At 70.1% G+C, this 20,047-nt stretch carries 22 protein-coding genes; 14 read left to right on the forward strand and 8 right to left on the reverse strand.

Annotated elements, in window-relative coordinates; all coding sequences use genetic code 11:
* Positions 1–4: 4 nt before the first annotated feature.
* The 4 genes from ACFYPS_RS26045 to ACFYPS_RS26060 are packed head-to-tail and all read right to left on the reverse strand — an operon-like array spanning position 5 to position 4,100.
* A complete protein-coding gene (locus tag ACFYPS_RS26045) occupies positions 5–991 on the reverse strand; it encodes an ABC transporter permease (RefSeq protein WP_354963692.1) in 987 nt (328 codons plus the stop codon).
* Between the two features lie 9 nt (positions 992–1,000).
* Positions 1,001–2,008 carry an ABC transporter permease gene (locus ACFYPS_RS26050; protein WP_354963691.1) on the reverse strand — a complete coding sequence of 336 codons (1,008 nt, stop codon included), beginning with the start codon at positions 2,006–2,008 and terminating at the stop codon, positions 1,001–1,003.
* Positions 2,005–3,030, reverse strand: coding sequence for a dipeptide ABC transporter ATP-binding protein (locus ACFYPS_RS26055; RefSeq protein ID WP_354963690.1), 1,026 nt, complete (start codon positions 3,028–3,030; stop codon positions 2,005–2,007). Before ACFYPS_RS26055 ends, ACFYPS_RS26050 begins: the two co-directional genes overlap by 4 nt.
* Positions 3,027–4,100 (reverse strand): ABC transporter ATP-binding protein, encoded by a 1,074-nt coding sequence (locus tag ACFYPS_RS26060; RefSeq protein ID WP_354964001.1) that lies wholly within the window; start codon positions 4,098–4,100, stop codon positions 3,027–3,029. The genes ACFYPS_RS26055 and ACFYPS_RS26060 overlap by 4 nt, the downstream gene beginning before the upstream one ends.
* Positions 4,101–4,355: 255 nt before the next feature.
* Between ACFYPS_RS26060 and ACFYPS_RS26065 the strand changes: the two genes are divergently transcribed.
* The 6 genes from ACFYPS_RS26065 to ACFYPS_RS26090 all read left to right on the forward strand — a co-directional run bounded on the left by ACFYPS_RS26065 (position 4,356) and on the right by ACFYPS_RS26090 (position 11,856).
* Complete coding sequence (locus tag ACFYPS_RS26065; RefSeq protein ID WP_354963689.1) at positions 4,356–4,907, forward strand: Uma2 family endonuclease; 552 nt, start codon at positions 4,356–4,358, stop codon at positions 4,905–4,907.
* A gap of 33 nt (positions 4,908–4,940) precedes the next feature.
* Positions 4,941–6,377 (forward strand): TldD/PmbA family protein, encoded by a 1,437-nt coding sequence (locus tag ACFYPS_RS26070; RefSeq protein ID WP_387327715.1) that lies wholly within the window; start codon positions 4,941–4,943, stop codon positions 6,375–6,377.
* Positions 6,374–7,780: a metallopeptidase TldD-related protein gene (locus ACFYPS_RS26075; RefSeq protein ID WP_354963687.1), complete on the forward strand. Its 1,407-nt coding sequence runs from the start codon at positions 6,374–6,376 to the stop codon at positions 7,778–7,780. Before ACFYPS_RS26070 ends, ACFYPS_RS26075 begins: the two co-directional genes overlap by 4 nt.
* Positions 7,781–8,044: 264 nt before the next feature.
* Positions 8,045–8,851: a hypothetical protein gene (locus tag ACFYPS_RS26080; RefSeq protein WP_354963686.1), complete on the forward strand. Its 807-nt coding sequence runs from the start codon at positions 8,045–8,047 to the stop codon at positions 8,849–8,851.
* A gap of 12 nt (positions 8,852–8,863) precedes the next feature.
* Positions 8,864–10,792: a fumarate reductase/succinate dehydrogenase flavoprotein subunit gene (locus ACFYPS_RS26085; RefSeq protein ID WP_354963685.1), complete on the forward strand. Its 1,929-nt coding sequence runs from the start codon at positions 8,864–8,866 to the stop codon at positions 10,790–10,792.
* A complete protein-coding gene (locus ACFYPS_RS26090; protein WP_354963684.1) occupies positions 10,789–11,856 on the forward strand; it encodes a succinate dehydrogenase/fumarate reductase iron-sulfur subunit in 1,068 nt (355 codons plus the stop codon). Before ACFYPS_RS26085 ends, ACFYPS_RS26090 begins: the two co-directional genes overlap by 4 nt.
* Before the next feature lie 114 nt (positions 11,857–11,970).
* Here the strand turns inward: ACFYPS_RS26090 and ACFYPS_RS26095 are convergent, their stop codons facing one another.
* Entirely contained in the window at positions 11,971–12,426 is a 456-nt protein-coding gene (locus tag ACFYPS_RS26095) for a (deoxy)nucleoside triphosphate pyrophosphohydrolase (protein WP_354963683.1), read from the reverse strand.
* Positions 12,427–12,609: 183 nt separating this feature from the next.
* Here ACFYPS_RS26095 and ACFYPS_RS26100 point away from each other — a divergent pair, with 183 nt between their 5' ends.
* Complete coding sequence (locus tag ACFYPS_RS26100; protein ID WP_089019073.1) at positions 12,610–12,918, forward strand: 4a-hydroxytetrahydrobiopterin dehydratase; 309 nt, start codon at positions 12,610–12,612, stop codon at positions 12,916–12,918.
* Positions 12,919–12,942: 24 nt separating this feature from the next.
* Here ACFYPS_RS26100 and ACFYPS_RS26105 read toward each other — a convergent pair whose 3' ends face one another.
* Both ACFYPS_RS26105 and ACFYPS_RS26110 read right to left on the reverse strand, forming a co-directional pair.
* Positions 12,943–13,377 (reverse strand): VOC family protein, encoded by a 435-nt coding sequence (locus ACFYPS_RS26105; protein ID WP_354963682.1) that lies wholly within the window; start codon positions 13,375–13,377, stop codon positions 12,943–12,945.
* Positions 13,374–13,727 (reverse strand): DUF1801 domain-containing protein, encoded by a 354-nt coding sequence (locus ACFYPS_RS26110; RefSeq protein WP_354963681.1) that lies wholly within the window; start codon positions 13,725–13,727, stop codon positions 13,374–13,376. The genes ACFYPS_RS26105 and ACFYPS_RS26110 overlap by 4 nt, the downstream gene beginning before the upstream one ends.
* 118 nt (positions 13,728–13,845) lie before the next feature.
* Here ACFYPS_RS26110 and ACFYPS_RS26115 point away from each other — a divergent pair, with 118 nt between their 5' ends.
* The 7 genes from ACFYPS_RS26115 to ACFYPS_RS26145 all read left to right on the forward strand — a co-directional run bounded on the left by ACFYPS_RS26115 (position 13,846) and on the right by ACFYPS_RS26145 (position 18,880).
* On the forward strand, positions 13,846–14,736 hold the full coding sequence (locus ACFYPS_RS26115; protein WP_354963680.1) for a LysR family transcriptional regulator: 891 nt from the start codon (positions 13,846–13,848) through the stop codon (positions 14,734–14,736).
* Positions 14,733–14,882 carry a hypothetical protein gene (locus ACFYPS_RS26120; RefSeq protein WP_387327720.1) on the forward strand — a complete coding sequence of 50 codons (150 nt, stop codon included), beginning with the start codon at positions 14,733–14,735 and terminating at the stop codon, positions 14,880–14,882. Before ACFYPS_RS26115 ends, ACFYPS_RS26120 begins: the two co-directional genes overlap by 4 nt.
* Positions 14,883–15,151: 269 nt before the next feature.
* A complete protein-coding gene (locus ACFYPS_RS26125; RefSeq protein ID WP_007464929.1) occupies positions 15,152–15,514 on the forward strand; it encodes a PH domain-containing protein in 363 nt (120 codons plus the stop codon).
* 229 nt (positions 15,515–15,743) lie between these two features.
* On the forward strand, positions 15,744–16,475 hold the full coding sequence (locus tag ACFYPS_RS26130; protein WP_354963678.1) for a class I SAM-dependent methyltransferase: 732 nt from the start codon (positions 15,744–15,746) through the stop codon (positions 16,473–16,475).
* Between the two features lie 118 nt (positions 16,476–16,593).
* A complete protein-coding gene (locus ACFYPS_RS26135; RefSeq protein WP_354963677.1) occupies positions 16,594–16,875 on the forward strand; it encodes a hypothetical protein in 282 nt (93 codons plus the stop codon).
* A gap of 64 nt (positions 16,876–16,939) precedes the next feature.
* Positions 16,940–17,314 carry a VOC family protein gene (locus tag ACFYPS_RS26140; protein WP_354963676.1) on the forward strand — a complete coding sequence of 125 codons (375 nt, stop codon included), beginning with the start codon at positions 16,940–16,942 and terminating at the stop codon, positions 17,312–17,314.
* 60 nt (positions 17,315–17,374) lie between these two features.
* Complete coding sequence (locus ACFYPS_RS26145) at positions 17,375–18,880, forward strand: hypothetical protein (RefSeq protein WP_354963675.1); 1,506 nt, start codon at positions 17,375–17,377, stop codon at positions 18,878–18,880.
* Between the two features lie 14 nt (positions 18,881–18,894).
* Here the strand turns inward: ACFYPS_RS26145 and ychF are convergent, their stop codons facing one another.
* Entirely contained in the window at positions 18,895–19,980 is a 1,086-nt protein-coding gene (ychF, locus tag ACFYPS_RS26150; RefSeq protein ID WP_354964657.1) for a redox-regulated ATPase YchF, read from the reverse strand.
* Positions 19,981–20,047: the final 67 nt, after the last annotated feature.

The following is a 20,047-nucleotide window of genomic DNA, read 5'->3' on the forward strand; positions in this document are numbered from 1 at the left end:
GGGTTCAGTGCAGCCGGACCCGCGGGTCGATGGCCGCGTAGAGCAGATCCACCAGCACGTTCGCCAGCACCACGAAGACGGCCGCGATCAGCACGGTGGCCATGATGGTGGGCAGGTCGCCCGAGCGCACCGCATCCACCGCGGTACGCCCCAGCCCCTGGATGCCGAAGGTCGTCTCGGTGATGACGGTGCCACCGAGCGCGCCACCGACGTCCAGGCCGGCGATCGTCACCACCGGGGTGATCGCCGCGCGCAGCGCGTGCCGCCCGTACACCTTGGGTTTCGCCAGGCCCTTGGCCCGCGCGGTGCGGACGAAGTCCTCCGACAACGTCTCCAGCATCTGCGCTCGGGACAGCCGGGCGTAGATGGCCGAGAACAGGAAGGCCAGCGCGACCCAGGCCAGCACCAGCCCACTGGCCCACTTCCCCGGACTGTCGAAGATCGAGGTGTAGCTGGGCACCGGCAGCAGCCGCAGGTTGTAGACGAACACCAGCAGCAGCACCGCGCCCACGAAGTAGAGCTGCAACGAGGCGCCGGTCAGGGAGAAGCCGATCGCCAGCCGGTCCAGCCAGGTGCCCCGGCGCAGCGCGGAGACCATGCCCAGACCAACCCCGAGCAGCAGCCAGAGGATGGCCGCCGGGATCACGATGCTCAGCGTCACCGGCAGCACCCGGGCGATGGTGTCCGAGACCGCCTCGTTGGTGACGTACGACCAGCCCAGGCAGGGCGCGTCACACCGGCCGCCCTGGGCGCTGCCCAGGTCCCGTCCGGCCACGATGCCCTTCATGTAGCCGGCGTACTGGCTGATCAGCGGGTCGTTCAGGCCCAACTCGGTCCGGACCCGCTCCAGCCGCTCCGGGTTGCAGTTCTTCGGGCACATGCCGGTGACCGGGTCACGCGGCAGGGCGAAGAACATCAGGAAGGTCAGCACGCTGACCGCGAAGAGGGTCAGCGTGGCGGAGAAGAGCCGCTTGATCAGAAATCGCGCCATGGAAAACCCCTACCGGGACGACTTCGGGTCGAGCGCGTCACGCAACGCGTCGCCGAAAAGGTTGAAGGCGAACACCAGCGCGAAGATCGTGATGCCCGGGAAGAACACGTACGCCGGGTCGGTCTGGAGGAAGTCCAGACTGTCGTAGATCATCCGGCCGAAGCTCGGGGTCTCGTCGCTGAGGCCGACGCCGATGAACGAGAGCGCTGCCTCGCTGGTGATGAACTGCGGCACCGCCAGCGAGAACGAGACCAGGATCGGCGCCCAGATGTTCGGCAGCAACTGCCGGAAGAGCATGTGCCCGAGCCCGGCGCCGCTGGCCTTGGCCGCCTCCACGAACTCCCGCTCGCGCAGCGCGATCACCTGCCCACGCACCAGTCGGGCCGTACTGGTCCAGCCGAAGATGGCGAATACGGCGATCAGCACGCCCACCCCGAAGGCCGCCGACACCTGCCCCCGCTCGCCGTAGAAGCGCAGCGTCAGGGTGGGGGTGAGCGCCAGCGCGATGATCAGGAACGGCATGGCCAGGGTCAGGTCGGTGATCCAGTTGATGACCGCGTCGAGCCAGCCGCCCAGGTAGCCGGCGAGGGCGCCGAGCACGATGCCGATCGTCGCGGTGATCAGGGCCGCGGCGAACGCGATGAAGAGCGAGGTCCGCAGCCCATAGATCAACCGGATGAAGATGTCCCGGCCCAGCCCCGGCTCCAGACCGAACCAGTGGTCCCCGGTGACACCGCCGGCGTAGCCCAACGGCATGCCGAAGTTGTCCAACAGCTTCTGGAACTGGTCACGGGGGCCGACCCCGTAGACCATCTCGACCAGCGGGGCGGCGAGCGCCAGCAGAACGAAGAAGATCAGCAGCGCGCCGCTGACGATGGCCGTACGGTCGCGGCGCAGCCGGAGCCAGGCGAGCTGGCCGGGCGAGCGGCCGACCACACCCTTGACCTCCGGACCGCCCGCGCCCGTGCCGGACTCGATCTCGGCCAGCGCCACACCCTCCACCGGGGACAGGCTCACGGCGACACCTCCTCGACGATCGCGTCGGCGGCCTCCCCTGCGGGGGCCCCTCCCGCTTCCGGGAAGTGACACGCGGTGGCCTGGTCGCCGCCGTCGCGCGGCACCAGCGCCGGCTCCTCGGTGGCGCAGATGTCCTGCGCCTTCCAGCAGCGGGTGCGGAACCGGCAGCCCGACGGCGGGTCGAGCGGGGTGGGCACGTCGCCGGTCAACCGGATCCGGCCCCCCGGGCCGAGCCGGGTGACGTCCGGGATCGCCGAGAGCAGCGCCCGGGTGTACGGGTGCTGCGGACGCTCGTAGATGTCCGCCCGGTCGCCGATCTCCACAATCCGCCCCAGGTACATCACCGCGACCCGCTGACAGAAGTGCCGGACCACGGCCAGGTCGTGGGCGATGAACACGAACGCCAGGCCCAGGTCCCGTTGCAGGTCCCGCAGCAGGTTGACCACCTGCGCCTGGATCGAGACGTCCAGCGCCGAGACCGGCTCGTCGGCGACGATCAGCTTGGGCCGCAGGGCCAGCGCACGGGCGATGCCGATGCGCTGGCGCTGGCCACCGGAGAACTCGTGCGGGTACCGGTTGTAGTGCTCCGGGTTCAACCCGACCAGCTCCAGCAGCTCCTGCACGCGGGCCTTGATCCCACCCGGCGGCTTGATCCCGTTGACCTGCAGGGGCATCGCCACGATCCGGCCCACGGTGTGCCGGGGGTTCAGGGAGGCGTACGGGTCCTGGAAGATGATCTGAAGGTCCTGGCGCAGCGGGCGCAGCTCGCGCCGGCCGGCGTGCGTGATGTCCCGTCCATCGAACTCGATGCTGCCGGCGGTCGGCTCCAGCAACCGCACCAACATTCGACCGGTGGTGGTCTTGCCGCAGCCGGACTCCCCCACCAGGCCGAGCGTCTCGCCCGGGCGCACGTCGAAGTCGAGCCCGTCCACCGCCTGCACCAGACCGGTGGCGCGCAGCCCCTGGCGTACCGGGAAGTGCTTGGTCAGGCCGCGTACCCGCAGCAGCGGCTGATCGGTCATCGGGCCACCCCCACGGATGCGACGTCCTCGGCGTAGAGCGTGCTGCGCTCCTCGGCGGTCAGGTGGCAGGCGACCAGGTGGCCGTCCGCGCCGGCTGAGCCGGTTGCGCCCGCGGGGCGCAGCTCGGGCACCTCGGTGCGGGCCCGGTCCCCGGGGCGGTCCGCGTAACGGCAGCGCGGGTGGAAGGCGCAGCCGGGCGGCAGGTTGATGAGGCTGGGCGGGTTGCCCTGGATCGGCAGCAGGTCCGCGTCCGCGTCGCCGTGCAGCGACGGCACGCTGGAGAGCAACCCCCAGGTGTACGGGTGCTGCGGCGAGCGGAGCACCTGCTCGACGCTGCCGCGCTCCACGGCGCGACCGCCGTACATCACCAGCACCTCGTCGGCGACCTGGCCGACCACGCCGAGGTCGTGGGTGATCAGGATGATCGCGGAGTGGAACTCGGCCTGGAGGTCGGCGAGCAGGTCCAGGATCTGCGCCTGCACGGTGACGTCCAGCGCGGTGGTCGGCTCGTCGGCGATCAGCAGGGCCGGGTCGTTGACCAGCGCCATGGCGATCATCGCCCGCTGGCGCATGCCGCCGGAGAACTCGTGCGGGTACTGGTCGAAGCGACGCGCCGGCTGTGGGATGCCGACCCGGTCCAGCATGTCCACCGCCCGCTGGCGGGCCTCTCGCCGGCTGGCCTTCGGGTGGTGCACCCGGTACGCCTCGGCGATCTGCCGGCCCACGGTGTAGTACGGGTGCAGCGCGGAGAGCGGGTCCTGGAAGATCATCGCCATGTCGCGGCCGCGCAGCCGGCGTACCTCCTCGTCTCCGAGGCCCACCACCTGCCGGCCGCCGACCGAAATCTCGCCGGTGATGGTCGTCCGCTTGGGATCGTGCAGGCCGAGGATGGCCAGCGAGGTGACGCTCTTGCCGGAGCCGGACTCGCCGACGATGCCGAGGGTGCGACCCCGCTCGACGGCGAACGACACCCCGTCGACCGCGCGCACCACGCCGTCCTCGGTGTCGAACCGGACCCGCAGGTCGGTCACCCGCAGGTAGGCGTCCTGGTCGGAGCGCTGCACCGGCACGGTGGGACGGTCGTCCGGTTCCCCGGACGGCGCCGGATCCGAGCTGTCCACGGCCGCCTCCCTCAGTGACGAAGAGAACTTACAGGAAAGTCCCGAGGGTGAAAATAAGCTACAAAGTCGGCACCTGTCAGCGGGCCCGAGCGTAACGAGTCGGCATCGGCCTGAACACCCCTCACCTCGCCATCCATGGCCATTCATGCCGTGCTCGCACCTCAGGTGCGACCTCGGTGACGCCACCTCAGCTGCACTTGGCAGGTGCTACCCACGGGAATTGCCGACCACCCGCTGCCCTGGACCGAACCGGACTACCTCGCCCTCGGTGAGACGGCCTGCCGAATCGAACTCCTCGACGGCGGACTGCTCATCGGACCACCGCCGACCGTCATCCACCAGGTGATCGTCGGTGCCCTGGCAACAGCCTTGAAATCCGGGTGTGCCGCCGCAGATCGCACCCTGCTATCGGTGATCAACCTGAGGCTGGACGCGAGGCGGATCCTCAATCCCGACCTGGTGGTGACGGCGGAGCTCGACTTCACCGCAGCCTGCGTGCCGGCCAGCGCCGTCCTCCTGGTCGGAGAGATCGCCGCGCCACACACCGCGATCATTGACCGGGTGCTGAAGCCGCACGTCTACGCCGCCGCCGGGATCGAGTGGTACCTGCTCGTCGAGCAGGAGACCCTGACGATGCACCTCTATCAACGGCAGAACTCCCACTACGTGCAGCGGTCGACGACCAAGGCCGGCGAGGTGTTGGAGCTGACGGAGCCCGTGCGGGCCACCATCCGGCCGGAGGATCTGCTCCCCTGACGGGCGTCGGTCGGCTGGCCTAGGGTCGGTCGCATGACCGAGTTCGACGCGGCCACCGCCGCCGTCCAGGCCGCCCTCGACGCGGGCGCCCGATACGCCGACGCCCGGGTGATGCACCGCCGCTACGAGTCGATGACCGCGCGCAACGGCGACGTGGAGGAGCTGACCCAGGACGAGAGCATCGGGATCGGCGTCCGCGCGCTGGTCGGGGCGAGCTGGGGCTTCCATGCCGTACCCGATCTCTCGGATGCCGCCGCCCGCGACGCCGGCCGGCGCGCGGCTCGGATCGCCACGGCGAGCGCGCGGGTGCCCGGCCCGCCGGTCGACCTGGTGCCGGTCGAGGCGGTCACCGCGAGCTGGGCCTCGGGCTGCCAGATCGATCCGCTCGGGGTGCCCCTGTCGGACAAGGGCGACCTGCTGGTCGGCGCGACCCGCACGATGGCCGAGCACGGCGCCGACCTGGCCGAGGGGCTGTACCAGATCTGGGACACCGCCAAGTGGTTCGTCTCCAGCGAGGGCCACCGGATCGACCAGCGGATCCGCGAGTGCGGCGGCGGCATCTCGGCCACCTCGATCGGTGACGGCGAGACGCAGCGTCGCTCCTGGCCCAGCTACCGGGGGCAGTACGGCACCACCGGTTGGGAGCTGGTCGAGTCGCTCGACCTGGCCGCCCGCGCCGCGCAGATCGCCGAGGAGTCCCGGGCGCTGCTCACCGCACCGCCCTGCCCCGCCGGCGAGACGGATCTGATCCTCGGCGGCGAGCAGTTGGCCCTGCAGATCCACGAGTCGGTCGGGCACGCCATCGAGCTGGACCGGATCCTCGGCTGGGAGGCCGCGTTCGCCGGCACGTCCTGGCTGGACCTGGCCCAGCTCGGCTCGCTGCGCTACGGCTCCGAACTGATGAACATCACCATCGACCCGACCATCCCCGGCGCGCTGGGCAGCTTCGGCTTCGACGACGAGGGCTCCCCGGCGGTCAAGCGGGACGCGGTCCGCGACGGGCGGTGGGTGGGTGTGCTCGCCGGCCGGGACTCGGCCGCCATGGCCAGCCTGGACTACGGCGGCAGCGTACGCGCCGACGGGTGGGCCCGGCTGCCGATGGTGCGAATGACCAACGTGGGCCTCGAACCGGGCCCGCACACGCTGGACGAGATCATCGCGGCCACCGACGACGGGGTGCTGATGGACCTCAACCGATCCTGGTCGATCGACGACAAGCGCCTCAACTTCCAGTTCGGCTGCGAGGTCGGCTGGGAGATCAAGAAGGGTCGGCGCGGGCGGATGCTGCGCAACCCCACCTACACCGGGATCGGCCCGCTCTTCTGGCGCTCGATGGACATGCTCTCCGGCGAGACGGTGCCCTGGGGGACGCCCAACTGCGGCAAGGGCCAGCCCGGCCAGACCGGGCACACCGGCCATCCGGCCGCGCCCGCCCGCTTCCGCAACGTCCGGGTGGGGGTGTCGGCATGAGCGGGCCGACGGAGCTGGAGCTTGCCGCGCAGGTCATCGAGCTGGTCCGGCGTCTCGGCGGCCCGGCCGCGCAGGCCGAGGCGGTGGTGACCCGCGCCGATCTGGCGCTGACCCGGTTCGCCAACTCGGCCATCCACCAGAACGTCGCCGAGTCGACCGTCGGAATCCGGCTACGGGTGCACGTCGACGGGCGGACCGCCGCCGGCAGCGGCAGCGTCGTCACCGCCGACGGGTTGCGCGCGCTGGTCGAGCGCACCCTGGCCGCGGCGCGGCTCTGCCCGCCCGACCCGGGCTGGCCGGGGCTGGCCCCGCCCACGCCCGCGCCGCTCGCCCCGCCCGTCGACGAGGCCACCGCGCACGCCGAGCCGGATCAGCGGGCCGACCGGGTCCGCGCGTTCGTGGCCGCCGCCGGGGGTCTCACCACGGCGGGCTACTGCCGCACCGCGCACCGATCGTCGGCGTACGCCAACTCGGCGGGGCACACCGCGCACGGCCGCTCGGTGGAGGCGGCGATGGACGGCATCGCCCGCCAGGCCGGCGCGGACGGGGTGGCCCGGCAGTGCGCCGACCGGCTGTCCGACATCGACGGCGCCGAGCTGGGTGGACGTGCCGCTGCCAAGGCCCAGGCCGCGGCCGACCCGATCGAGCTGCCACCGGGGCACTACGAGGTGGTGTTCGAACCGGCCGCCGTGGCGGACCTGCTGCAGAACCTCTCCTGGTACGGCTTCAACGGCAAGCGGTACGCCGAGCGGCAGTCCTTCGCCGAGCCGGGGGCGGACCAGTTCGACCGGACGGTGACCCTGGTGGACGACCCGCTCAGTGCGTCGGGGCTGCCGTTCGACGCCGAGGGCACCGGCCGGCGGGCGCTGACCCTGGTCGAGGCGGGCACCACCCGGGCGGTGGCACACGACCGGCGCACCGCCGTCGAGGCGGGCGCGGAGTCCACCGGGCACGCGGTCGCGGGCGGTGCCACCTGGGGCCCGATGGCCCGCAACCTGCGCCTGTCCGGCGCGGTGGCCGGCCCCGCCAGCCCGGTGGGCCGGAGCACCACCGGCGCGGCGGCCGGCGCCGTCGTCGACTCGGACACCGCGGCGCTGGTCGCCGGCGTACGTCGGGGGCTGCTGGTCACCGACCTCTGGTACACGCGGGTGCTCGACCCGAAGAGCCTCGTCGTCACCGGGTTGACCCGCAACGGCGTCTGGCTGGTCGAGGACGGCACGGTGGTGCGGGCGGTCCGCGATCTGCGGTTCACCGAGTCGTACCCGCGGGCGCTCGGGCCGGGCGCGGTGCTCGGGCTGGGCGCGCGGCCGGTACGCCAACCGGACCGGGTGGACGGTGCCTGGTGGGCGGCGCCACCGGTGCGACTGGCGTCGTGGCACTTCACCGGGGGTGCCTCCGGCTGAGCGGGCGGGGCGGGACAGTGACGTTCTTAACACCGCGCCATTGACCGGCTTACCAGGGCTTTTCCGCAGGTCGGACACACGGGACGGTCCCTTGCGGGGACGGCTCGCAAAGATCGGCGTAACGTGTGTCACTTAGCTGCGCCGGTCGATCCGGCGTGGTTGTTGGTGTGCGCATGACGTGGCAGCGGGTGCGGGTTCGCCGGTCCGCGTGCCGACCGGAGAAGATCAGCCCGCCCGTACGGGCCCGTCGAGGAGACGACTCGAATGACATCAACGGCAACGAGGCCGCGGGGAGCGCGGGCGCGCGCCGCCATCGCGGCGAAGACGTTGCGTACCGACCGCTGGTGGTTCGCCCCGCTGATCACCGTGATCGGGCTGAGCGCCTGGATCGCGTACGCGACGGTCCGGGTCTTCATGCACGACTACTACTGGGTCGACGAGTTCCACTACCTGACCCCGTTCTACTCCCCCTGCGTCACCGAGCGGTGTGTGGAGGGCGCCTCGCACTTCGGCCGGTTCCTGCCCGGCTGGTGGATCATTCCGGACGCGGCGCTGACCCTGCCGTTCCTGCTGCTGTTCCGGCTCACCTGCTACTACTACCGCAAGGCGTACTACCGGTCGTTCTGGCTGTCCCCGCCGGCCTGCGCCGTGCCGGACGGTCACAAGGAGTACGGCGGTGAGACCCGCTTCCCGCTGCTCGGTCAGAACCTGCACCGCTACTTCTTCTACGCCGCCGTGATCATCTCGCTGATCAACACCTGGGACGCGATCCTCGCCTTCCACTCGCCGAAGGGCTTCGGCTTCGGTCTGGGCAACATCGTCCTGCTGGTCAACGTGGTGATGCTCTGGGCGTACACCATCTCCTGCCACTCCTGCCGGCACATCATCGGCGGCCGGCTCAAGCACTTCTCCAAGCACCCGGTGCGCTATCGGGCCTGGACCTTCATCTCGGCGTTGAACGTCCGGCACATGCAGCTCGCCTGGATCACCCTCGGCACGCTCGCGCTGACGGACTTCTACATCATGGCGATCGCCGCGGACTGGTTCCCCGACCTGCGGTTCATCAACTAAAGGGCCCCCGACATGACCACTACCACGCGAATCGAACGACACCACTACGACGTCGTCGTGATCGGGGCCGGCGGCGCCGGCCTGCGGGCGGCGATCGAGGCCCGGCTCGCCGGCAAGAAGACCGCGATCATCTCCAAGTCGCTCTTCGGCAAGGCGCACACGGTGATGGCCGAGGGCGGCGCGGCCGCCGCGATGGGGAACGTGAACAGCCGGGACAGCTGGCAGGTGCACTTCCGCGACACCATGCGCGGCGGCAAGTTCCTCAACAACTTCCGGATGGCCGAGCTGCACGCGAAGGAGTCGCCGCAGCGGATCTGGGAGCTGGAGACGTACGGTGCGCTCTTCGACCGCACCAAGGACGGCAAGATCTCCCAGCGCAACTTCGGCGGCCACGAGTACCCCCGGCTGGCGCACGTCGGTGACCGGACCGGCCTGGAGCTGATCCGCACCCTCCAGCAGAAGATCGTCTCGCTCCAGCAGGAGGACCACCGGGAGTTCGGCTCGTACGACGCCCGGATCAAGGTGTTCTCCGAGACCACCATCACCGAGCTGCTGCTGGACGGTGACCGGGTCGCCGGCGCGTTCGGCTACTACCGGGAGTCCGGGGAGTTCGTCCTCTTCGAGGCGCCGGCCGTGGTGCTGGCGACCGGCGGCGTCGGGCGCTCCTACAAGGTCACCTCGAACTCCTGGGAGTACACCGGGGACGGGCACGCGCTGGCGCTGCGCGCCGGGGCGACTCTGATCAACATGGAGTTCCTCCAGTTCCACCCGACCGGCATGGTCTGGCCGCCGTCGGTGAAGGGCATCCTGGTCACCGAATCGGTACGCGGCGACGGCGGCGTACTGAAGAACTCCGACGGCAAGCGGTTCATGTTCGACTACGTCCCGGACGTCTTCCGCAAGCAGTACGCGGAGACCGAGGAGGAGGCGGACCGCTGGTACACCGACCCGGACAACAACCGGCGTCCGCCGGAGCTGCTGCCCCGCGACGAGGTGGCCCGCGCGATCAACAGCGAGGTCAAGGCCGGTCGGGGCTCCCCCGCCGGCGGCGTCTTCCTGGACATCGCCAGCCGGCGCTCGGCCGACGAGATCCGCCGGCGGCTGCCTTCGATGTACCACCAGTTCAAGGAGCTGGCCGACGTCGACATCACCGCCGAGCCGATGGAGGTCGGGCCGACCTGCCACTACGTGATGGGTGGTGTCGAGGTGGACCCGGACTCCGGTGCCGCCTTCGGCCACGTTCGGGGGCTCTTCGCCGCCGGTGAGGTCTCCGGCGGTATGCACGGCTCCAACCGGCTGGGCGGCAACTCGCTGTCCGACCTGCTGGTCTTCGGCAAGCGGGCGGGTGGGCACGCGGCCAGCTACGCCGACGGGCTGGATGCCCGGCCGAAGGTGGCCGTGGACGCGGTCGAGGCCGCGGTGGAGACCGCGCTGGCCCCGCTGCAGCGGGACACGGGCGAGAGCCCGTACACCCTCCAGCAGGATCTCCAGGCGGTCATGGGGGATCTGGTCGGGATCATCCGGCGGGAGGGCGAGCTGGCCGACGCTCTGGGCCGGCTGGCCGAGCTGCGCGAGCGCGTGGCGAAGGTGAGCGCGGCCGGTGGCCGGCGCTACAACCCCGGCTGGCACCTGGCACTGGACCTGCGCAACATGCTGGTGGTCTCGGAGTGCACCGCGAAGGCGGCGTTGGAGCGGCAGGAGTCGCGCGGCGGGCACACCCGGGAGGACTATCCGGCGATGGAGCCCAAGTGGCGGCAGGTCAACCTGGTCTGCGCGCTGGACGGCGACACCGTGCGGCTGACCCGCAAGCCGCTGCCGAAGATGCGGCCGGAGCTGCTCGGCCTCTTCGACCGGGCGGAGCTGGCCAAGTACCTCACCGACGAGGAGCTGGCTGACATCGACGCCCTCGTCCCCGACGCTGGAGAGGCGGACAACCGATGAGCGCGAAGCGTCAGTTCCGGATCTGGCGGGGCGACGAGACCGGCGGTGACCTGCAGGACTACATGGTCGAGGTGAACGAGGGCGAGGTCGTCCTCGACATCATCCACCGCCTGCAGGCCACCGACGCGCCCGACCTGGCGTGCCGGTGGAACTGCAAGGCCGGCAAGTGCGGCTCGTGCTCGATGGAGATCAACGGCAAGCCACGGCTGGGCTGCATGACCCGCATGTCGACCTTCGGGGACGAGGAGACCGTCACGGTCACCCCGCTGCGCACCTTCCCGGTGATCCGGGACCTGGTCACCGACGTCTCGTTCAACTACGAGAAGGCCCGGGAGACGCCGGCGTTCGCTCCGCCGGCGGACGTGGCTCCGGGCGACTACCGGATGCAGCAGGTCGACGTCGAGCGCTCGCAGGAGTTCCGCAAGTGCATCGAGTGCTTCCTGTGCCAGACCGTCTGCCACGTGATCCGCGACCACGACGAGAACAAGCAGGCGTTCTCCGGGCCTCGGTACTTCATCCGGGCGGCCGAGCTGGACATGCACCCGTTGGACACCCGGACCGACCGCAAGGATTACGCGCAGGCCGAACAGGGCCTCGGCTTCTGCAACATCACCAAGTGCTGCACGGAGGTTTGCCCCGAGCACATCAAGATCACTGACAACGGGATCATCCCCATGAAGGAGCGGGTCGTCGACGGCAGGTACGATCCCCTTGTGTGGCTTGGTAGCAAGATCTTCCGCCGGGGCGAGACGCCCCAGACCAGCGTGACCACCGCCCGTCAGGGCTCGGCGACGTCGCCGAGTACGAGCCAGGGTGGCATGCACTCGCACGCGGGTGGTTCGCACGACCCGCAGGCTGAGGTGCAGGCGCAGAGCGGCGTCAACTGGCACCGGGAGGTGCCACACCCGACCGCGCCGGCGGTCGACGACCGGGGCAGGCTGCCGCTGACCGAGCTCACCTTCGACCGGGCCGCCGCGCCGTCGCCGTTCGGCGACGACGTGACCTTCCCGCTGCCTCCGGAGCACCTCAACTTCGCCCACCCGGAGCAGGACGACAAGCACTGAAAGACCACCAAAACGGGGGCTACCGGCACAACCGGTAGCCCCCGTCCCCATTTCCAGCGTTGATCATGAGGTTGGCGGGCGCTTCAGAGCTCCCCGAGCCCGCCAACCTCATGATCAACGGCTCGGTGGCCGGGGATCCGCGAGCAGGGGGCGGAGGGCGGCCACGATGGGGGCGTCGGCGGGGAGCCAGGTGACCGAGTCCAGTTCGTCGGCCGAGAGCCAGCGCAGCCCCGAGTGCTCCAGGGCCTGCGGCTGATCGTCGTGCAGCAGCCGGGCGGCGTACACCTTGAGCACCGAGCGGCCGTGCGCCATCCGCACGTTGCGGCCGACCCGGTCGCCGATCTCCACGCGTACGGCCAGTTCCTCCGCACACTCGCGGACCAGCGCGTCAATCTCGGCCTCCCCCGGCTCGACCTTTCCACCGGGAAACTCCCACATCCCCGCCACCTCTGGCGGGGCGGAACGGGCACAGGCGAGCACCCGCCCGTCCCGGATGATCGCCGCTCCCACGATCACCTTCAGGTCCCGTCGTTCGGTCTGCCCGCCACCATTAGCCCGTTCGGTCCGCACGGGCGTCCAGGGTGCCAGATCAATCGGCGGTTTGGGTACCGTCGCCGTCCGCTAGGCCAACAGAACACGGAAGTGTGGGCGTGGACACCCCTTCCGAGCGACGACAGACTAGAGGGCACCGACAAGACACGGGATGGCGACGATTTGGCCACAAGCCGGCAACGGCGCTTGGGGGGTGCGGTTATGCGCGTGCTGTTCAACAGCCGGGCCAAGCACGACTACCTTTCCGACGCGTTGACCTTGCTATCGGGTTGGACGCGTGAGGGCGAGCAGATCCGACGGACTCTGGAGATCGACGATACCCAACACGCGGCGCTGACTGAACGGGTGAAGGTCGTCGCCGACGCGCTGCGTCTTCGTCCCGAGATCAGCCGCCGGTCAGACAGTACCCAGATCCGGGTCGGGCACGGTAACGGCGAACCGTTGACCGAGGGCGAGGTCCTGCTGGCGGCCCGCATCGAAGACGCCTACCGCGCGGTCACCGAGTCCTGACCGCTCGTTGCGAGGCATTTTCCGTTAAGCACCGGCGCGGGCGTCCTGCGGATACCAGCGCAGCTCCACCGAGTTGCCGTCCGGGTCCCGCACGTAGATCGAGGTTGCCGAGCCGCGGGCGCCGAACCGGTTGACCGGCCCGGTCAGCACCGTGAAGACGCCCGAGTCGATCACCTGCGCCCAGTCCAGCGGCGCCACCACCAGGCAGAAGTGATCGACGTTCGTGCCCTGCGGGTCGCCCCGGACGAGGTCGATGATGCTCTCGGGACTGATCCGCACCGACGGGAACGGGACGGTTCCGGCCCGCCACTCATCGACCCGTACCGGCGCGAACCCGAGCCGGCCGCAATAGAAGTCCAGGGCCCGCTCCACGTCCGTGACGGTCAGCACCAGGTGGTCGAAGCCGGTTACCCGCACCGCGCTGCCGTGCCTGCTGGTTCGCTCGCTGCGCTCGCTCACGCCTCCTCCAGCGCGGCCGCCGCACGCAGCCAGTCGGTGAACAGGGCCGGGTCGATGTCCGCGACGCCGTGCAGCTTCACCACCGCCATCGCCCGCGCGGCGGGCACCAGTCGCCCGGAGGGGTCGGCGATCTCCTGCCCCCGCCACAGCCCGAAGGTGACGTAGGACCCGTACCCCTTGAGCAGGCAGACCGGGCGCTGACCGGGCCGGTCGCCCAGACTCCACACCGGGTGGCCGTGCCACATCGCGCCGGTCGCCCCGGGCAGGGCGTCCGCGATGACGGGCGTCAGCTTCTCCCCTATCTCGCGGAGCGGGCCGGCCAGGCCGGCCAGGTAGTCGTCGATGCTCATCTCGCAGCCTCTCAATCGGGCGGGTTTCCTTGCCGACTTCACGATCCGCCGACGGGGGCCGCGGACCAAGACCGGTTGCCGCTACGATCGTTGACCACAGGTCAACGGTGGGAGCGACGTGCTGGAGCGGTACGAGGTCGAGACGTTCCTGACCCTCGCCGAGGAGCTGCACTTCGGCCGGACCGCCGAGCGACTACGGGTCAGCACCGGCAGGGTCAGTCACGTCATCAAGAAGCTGGAGCGCCAGATCGGGGCACCGCTGTTCGCCCGGACCAGTCGGGTCGTCCGGCTCACCCCGATCGGGCGGCAACTCGCCGACGACCTGGCCCCGCACGTGGCCGGGATCGACGAGGCGGTCCGCCGGGCGGTCGACGCCGGCCGGGGCGTCACCGGGACGCTGCGGGTGGCGTTCCTCGGCGAGTGGACGGCGCCGGTGCTGCTCCGTGCGGTGGCCCTGTTCTCCGAACGGCACCCCGACTGCCGGGTGGAGGTGCACGAGGCGCAGTTGTCCACCACCCGGTCCGGCCTGCTCGACGGCTCGACCGACGTGCTGATCGCCTCGTACCCGTTCGACGGGATGGTCAACGGCCCGGCGCTGCTGTCCGAGGACCGGATGCTGGCGGTGGCCGCGGATCACCCGCTCACCCGGCAACGGTCCGTGTCGCTGGAGGTGCTCGCCGACCATCCCGTGGTGCAGTACCCGTCGGTGACGTCGGCGGAGTTCAAGCGGGACCGGACCCCGGAGAGCACCCCGTCCGGCCGGCCGGTGCCGAAGGGCCCCGCCGGGAACACCTTCTCCGAGATGCTGACGCTGGTGGCGATGGGCCGGGGCGTGCTGCCGGTGGGCGAGCACACCCGCCGCTACTACCCACGCCCCGACGTGGCGTACGTGCCGATCCACGACGCGCCACCCATCGAGCGAGGCCCGGTGTGGCTGGCCAGCAACACCACCACCCGGGTACGGGAGTTCGTCCGCGCGGCGACCGACGCGAACAACGCGGACCGATGAGACACGGCGAGTTCGGTCATCCCCGCCCGGTCCAGGTCTACGACGCCGAGTGCGCGTGGGGGCCGGACGACGACTTCTTCCGGGCGGTGGTCGACGAGACCCCGGCCGCCCGGGTCCTCGACCTGGGCTACGGCACCGGGCGCTGACGCCCGGCGGCTGATCAGGCTGCCGGACGGCGACGGCACGGTCAGCTTCACCCACCACTACCGCTTCGCCGACGGCGCGGAACTGCTCAGCTCGGCGTCGCTGCGCTTCCGCTCCGAAGCGCAGCTCCGCGACTCCCTGGCCGCCGCGGGTTTCACCGTGGACCGGATCCACGGCGGCTGGCACCGTGAGCCCGTCGGCCAGGGCGACGGCGAGTTCCTGGTCGTCGCCCACAGCAGCCGGCTGGCGCCGGTTGCCTAGCCTGGTCCGCATGGCGAACATCGCGTACGACCGCAAGGAGCAGGTCCAGCAGATCGAGAGTGGACTCCTCGACGGTGAGCAGATCATCGCCGTCTACGACGCTGTCGGCACCGGCACCGGATTCATCGGGCTGACCGACCGGCGCGTGATCATCCAGGACCGCTCGTTCGTCGGGAAGCGGCATGCGATCACCAGCATCCCGTACTCGAAGATCACCAGCGTGAGCGTGGTCAGCAACAAGTCCTGGGGCGGCACGTTCTTCTCCACCGGGGCGATCGCCATCCACGTCGGCACGCACACCTACGAGGTGGAGTTCCGTGGCGCGCAGAAGAGCCACCACGTGCACAACGTGATCCTGCACCACATCTCCTGACCAACCCGGTCTGCCGTGGCCCCGGCTGAGGTAAATGCCTTGCCGGGCCCGGCAGGCGCTGCTGTCTTGACTCGACAGCCGCGCGAAGGGAGCAGCCGCCATGCCCGACACAGCGAAGTCCCCCCGACCGAACGTCATCCGACCTGAGGAATCGAGACTTCGTGAGCACACCTGTTCCCCTGACCACGGCGCTGCTGGGCGCCACTGACACCAACCCCGGAGGCCGCTAATGTCGGTCTTCGACGATCCCGGCCTCTTCGGCCGGCTGTGGGCCGCCGGCTACGACGACGGCACCAACCCCGACCCGGCGCCCGCCGTGGATTTCCTGGCCGATCTGGCCAACGGCGGTCCGGTCCTCGAACTGGCGATCGGCACCGGCCGGGTCGCGCTGCCACTCGCCGGGCGTGGCCTCGGCGTGCAGGGCGTTGAGGCGTCCGAGGAGATGATGGCGCAACTGCGGGCCAAGCCCGGCGGCGACCAGATCCCCGTGGTGGTCGGTGACATGGCCGACGTAGGAGTGCCGGGCCAGTTCCAGCTGGCGTACCTGGTCTTCAACACGCTGTTCAACCTGGTGGACGCCGAGCGGCAGGCGGACTGCTTCCGCAACGTCGCCCGGGTGCTGTCGCCCGGCGGCGCGTTCGTCGTCGAGGCGTTCGTGCCCGACCCGCGCAGCTTCGACCGGGACGAGCAGGTGCAGGTCCGCGCCGTGACCGAGGACTCCGCGACGATCCGGCTGCACCGGTACGACCGGCCGGCGCAGCGGTTCATCCGGCAGACCATCACCTTCGACGGCGACGGCGTACACCTGAAGCCGTTCGCGATGCGATACGCCTGGCCGCACCAGATCGACGCGATGGCGCAGCAGGCCGGGCTCCGGCTCACCGAGCGGTACGCCGACTGGCACCGGCGACCGTTCGAGGCGGACAGCACGGCCCACATCTCCGTCTACCGAGCGGAGTAGCGGCGGTTGGTCGACTCCGGGGCCGGAAGCCGGTGGTGTCGATGTGTCACGGTGTCACTGACACCCGACCTCCACGGAACCGGAGTCGACCTCCGTCAGCGGAAGCGAGGTTCCCGCCATGAGCAGACGGACCCGCCTGGTCGTCAGGGCACTGTCGGTGATCCTGTTGGTCGTGGGCCTGGTCGTGGAGGGGTCCAACGACGGCCCGGTTTACTGGATCGGCTGGGGGCTGGTAGCCCTCGCCTGGGTGGGCGTCATCGTCGCCGGCATCCGCCCGAACCGCCGCGCCGCACGCGAGAACGCCCGCCTGCGGGCGGCGCTACTCGGCGGCGAGAGCCCACCGCGAGCAGACACACCTGCTGACCGTCCTCGCGTTGAGGACGACCACCCGGACCGGTGATCGCGCGCACCTGGGGGCCTGCGCCGCACTGGCCATGTCGTACCCGGCGGGCACGATGCGGAGCATGTCTGAGTCATCTGCGCACCAACACCACGCCATCGACTATGTGGAGTTCACGGTCACCGACCTCGACCAGGCCAAACGCTTCTACGCCGAAGCGTTCGACTGGCAGTTCAACGACTACGGCCCGGGGTACGCCGGCATCCGGAGCCCGCAGGGCGACTCCGCGCCCGAGGTCGGCGGCCTGCGCGTGGACCAGGCAGTCCGGGCGGGCGGCCCGCTGGTGCTGCTCTACTCGGCCGACCTCGACCGGTCGGTGCAGGCGGTGAAGGCCGCCGGCGGGCAGGTCGTCAATGGGCCGTACGAGTTCCCCGGTGGCCGGCGATTCCACTTCACCGACCCCAGCGGCAACGAGCTGGGTGCCTGGGCCGAGCGGTAGCACCGGGTCACCCGCGCGGCGGCAGCCCACGAGCTTGACCGGTCGCCTTACGATCCGCGCATGCACCGTGAGGAGATAGATGGAGTTACGGTCCTCCAACGAAATCTGCCGGGCATGCTGGCCGCATCGCTGACGTTCGGCTGTGGCACCCGCGACGAAGAGATCGACTCCGTCGGCCTGAATCATCTGGTGCAGCACCTGGTGGAATGGTCCGATCCTCACGTCGCGGAGAAATACTCGAACGACACCTGGGTGAACGAGACGTCGTTCCTCGCGGCCGGCACTCCCGAGCAGATCGCGGAACACTTCACCGCCATCTGCTCGGCTATCAGCGATCTTCCGCCGGAGGACCTGTCCGATGCTGTCGCGGACGTCGAGGCAGACAGCCGGGACATCTTCAACATCGACGAGGGCGTGCTCGACCCCTGGGGAGCACTGCTCGCGCGGCGTTTCGGGTCGCGCGGACATGGCCTGTCGCGCTGGCCCGCGGTGGATTACCGGCTCTTCACGGCTGACGAGATCAGACAACATGTGGAGAGGTTCTTCACTAGCGGCAACGCCGTCCTCGCCGTGACCGCCGAAGCGCCTGGGGCGATGCGACTTCGATTGCCCGCTGGTCCGCGAATCACCCACGGCACACACCTCGTGAACCACCAATCGGGTCCGGTCTGGTACGCCGATGAGGTTCGCGGGGTCGCGCTGGTCGTCGGTGCCGCACCCAGCGTGGAAGCGCTTCTGCTGATGCGGGCGCTGCAGTTGCGAGTCGGCCAAGCAGTACAGCGGGCCGGGCTCGGCAACGGCGCTGAACTCATGTTCGAGGTCGTCGACAGTACGCGGCACCAACTCGGGCTGAGGGTCACCCCGCAGGACGACAGGAAAGCCAAGAATTTCGAAGCTGCTACCGCGGCGGAACTGCTCTGGGCCGAGCTGCGAAGACTTGTGCACGAAGGGCTCGACCAGGTGGACATGGCCAACCCGGAGGCGATTAGGAACCTGGCCCTACCCGCGGTCCTCGTGCCCACGTATGAGGCGCTGGCCTGGATGCGGCCGATCCAAGAGCTCGAACCCGCGACCCACCTGGAGTTGTTCGGCACAACCGAGCATTACTACTCCGATTCACTCACCGAGCTGACTGGCCTCACTCCGACAGCGGCGCGGGACGTCATGTCGGACTGGCTCTCATCCGCCATGATCGTCGTGCCGTACGGATCGCGACCGGATCTTCTTGGCACCACCGATGTCTCCTGCCCCAGCACCCGCTTCGTGCCGGCAGGTGAGGTGGTCAGGCCGACGCTCATGAAGCGGTTCGGCAACAAGGGCTCGCTGATCATCGGCACGGACGCGATTTCCACGGTGGATGGTGACGGCAACGTGCACACCGTTCCGCTGTCTCAGGCGCTCGTCGCCGAGCGGGACGGCTCGCTCTGGCTCGCCCACATCGGCCATGGCTGCGTCACCGCCATCTCCGACTTCGCTCAGGCAGCCGACAAGCTCCGGTCCGTCCTGCCTCCGCGACGGTTCCGCCGAGCGACAGGGCGGGAGTCAGGATCGATGCGGCCGAGATAGCCGGTCCAGCCAATTCAGACGTTGAAGCGGAACTCCACCACGTCGCCGTCCTGCATGACGTACTCCTTGCCCTCGATGCGGACCTTGCCCGCCGCCTTGGCCGCCGCCATCGAACCGGCCGCGACCAGATCGCCGTAGGAGACCACCTCGGCCTTGATGAAGCCGCGCTGGAAGTCGGAGTGGATGACGCCCGCGGCCTCCGGCGCGGTGGCGCCGACCGGAACGGTCCAGGCCCGCGCCTCCTTCGGGCCGGCGGTCAGGTACGTCTGGAGCCCGAGGGTGCGGAAGCCGACCCGGACGAGCTGGTTGAGGCCGGGCTCGTTCTGCCCGATCGACTCCAGCAGCTCGCGGGCCTCGTCCTCGGGCAGGTCCACCAGCTCGGATTCGATCTTGGCGTCCATGAAGACGGCCTCGGCGGGAGCGACCAGCGCGCGCAGTTCGTCGAGGAACGCGGCGTTGGCCAGTTCGGCCTCGTCGACGTTGAAGACGTACAGGAAGGGCTTGGTGGTGAGCAGGTGCAGCTCGCGCAGGTGCTCCAGCTCGATCTTGGCGGCGGCGGCCCCGGAGTACAGGGTGGTGCCGCCGTCGAGCACCTCGATGGCTGCCTTCGCGGCGGCGACCGCTGCCAGGCGGTCCTTGCGGAGCTTGGCCTCCTTCTCCAACCGGGGCAGCGCCTTGTCCAGGGTCTGCAGGTCGGCGAGGATCAGCTCGGTGTTGATCGTCTCGATGTCGTCGGCCGGGGAGATCTTGCCGTCGACGTGCACCACGTTCGGGTCGGAGAAGGCCCGCACCACCTGGCAGATCGCCGAGGCGTCCCGGATGTTGGCCAGGAAGGCGTTGCCCCGGCCCTGCCCCTTCGACGCGCCGCGGACGAGGCCGGCGATGTCGACGAACGACACCGGCGCCGGCAGCACCTTCTGCGAGGAGAAGATCTCGGCCAGCTTGCCCAGCCGCTCGTCGGGCAGCCCGACCACGCCGACGTTGGGCTCGATGGTGGCGAACGGGTAGTTCGCCGCCAGCACGTCGTTCTTGGTCAACGCGTTGAAAAGCGTGCTCTTGCCGACGTTGGGCAGGCCGACGATGCCGATGGTGAGACTCACGACGGGCCAGCTTACGCCGGTGCTGGACGGGCCGGCCCACGCGGCTCGGTTTTCGACTCCAGCCGGC

The sequence above is a fragment of the Micromonospora sp. NPDC005087 genome, from assembly GCF_042872965.1.
In the GTDB taxonomy this organism is placed as follows: Bacteria; Actinomycetota; Actinomycetes; order Mycobacteriales; family Micromonosporaceae; genus Micromonospora.

Excerpts from the sequence above, each read along its gene's own strand:
- ACFYPS_RS26045 (WP_354963692.1), bottom strand. The coding sequence starts at position 991 with ATGGCGCGATTTCTGATCAAGCGGCTCTTCTCCGCCACGCTGACCCTC.
- ACFYPS_RS26130 (WP_354963678.1), top strand. The coding sequence starts at position 15,744 with ATGTCGGTCTTCGACGATCCCGGCCTCTTCGGCCGGCTGTGGGCCGCC.
- ACFYPS_RS26125 (WP_007464929.1), top strand. The coding sequence starts at position 15,152 with ATGGCGAACATCGCGTACGACCGCAAGGAGCAGGTCCAGCAGATCGAG.
- ACFYPS_RS26145 (WP_354963675.1), top strand. The coding sequence starts at position 17,375 with ATGCACCGTGAGGAGATAGATGGAGTTACGGTCCTCCAACGAAATCTG.
- ACFYPS_RS26110 (WP_354963681.1), bottom strand. The coding sequence starts at position 13,727 with ATGAGCATCGACGACTACCTGGCCGGCCTGGCCGGCCCGCTCCGCGAG.
- ACFYPS_RS26070 (WP_387327715.1), top strand. The coding sequence starts at position 4,941 with ATGACCGAGTTCGACGCGGCCACCGCCGCCGTCCAGGCCGCCCTCGAC.
- ACFYPS_RS26135 (WP_354963677.1), top strand. The coding sequence starts at position 16,594 with ATGAGCAGACGGACCCGCCTGGTCGTCAGGGCACTGTCGGTGATCCTG.
- ACFYPS_RS26120 (WP_387327720.1), top strand. The coding sequence starts at position 14,733 with ATGAGACACGGCGAGTTCGGTCATCCCCGCCCGGTCCAGGTCTACGAC.
- ACFYPS_RS26085 (WP_354963685.1), top strand. The coding sequence starts at position 8,864 with ATGACCACTACCACGCGAATCGAACGACACCACTACGACGTCGTCGTG.
- ACFYPS_RS26140 (WP_354963676.1), top strand. The coding sequence starts at position 16,940 with ATGTCTGAGTCATCTGCGCACCAACACCACGCCATCGACTATGTGGAG.
- ACFYPS_RS26080 (WP_354963686.1), top strand. The coding sequence starts at position 8,045 with ATGACATCAACGGCAACGAGGCCGCGGGGAGCGCGGGCGCGCGCCGCC.
- ACFYPS_RS26055 (WP_354963690.1), bottom strand. The coding sequence starts at position 3,030 with ATGACCGATCAGCCGCTGCTGCGGGTACGCGGCCTGACCAAGCACTTC.
- ACFYPS_RS26100 (WP_089019073.1), top strand. The coding sequence starts at position 12,610 with ATGCGCGTGCTGTTCAACAGCCGGGCCAAGCACGACTACCTTTCCGAC.
- ACFYPS_RS26090 (WP_354963684.1), top strand. The coding sequence starts at position 10,789 with ATGAGCGCGAAGCGTCAGTTCCGGATCTGGCGGGGCGACGAGACCGGC.
- ACFYPS_RS26075 (WP_354963687.1), top strand. The coding sequence starts at position 6,374 with ATGAGCGGGCCGACGGAGCTGGAGCTTGCCGCGCAGGTCATCGAGCTG.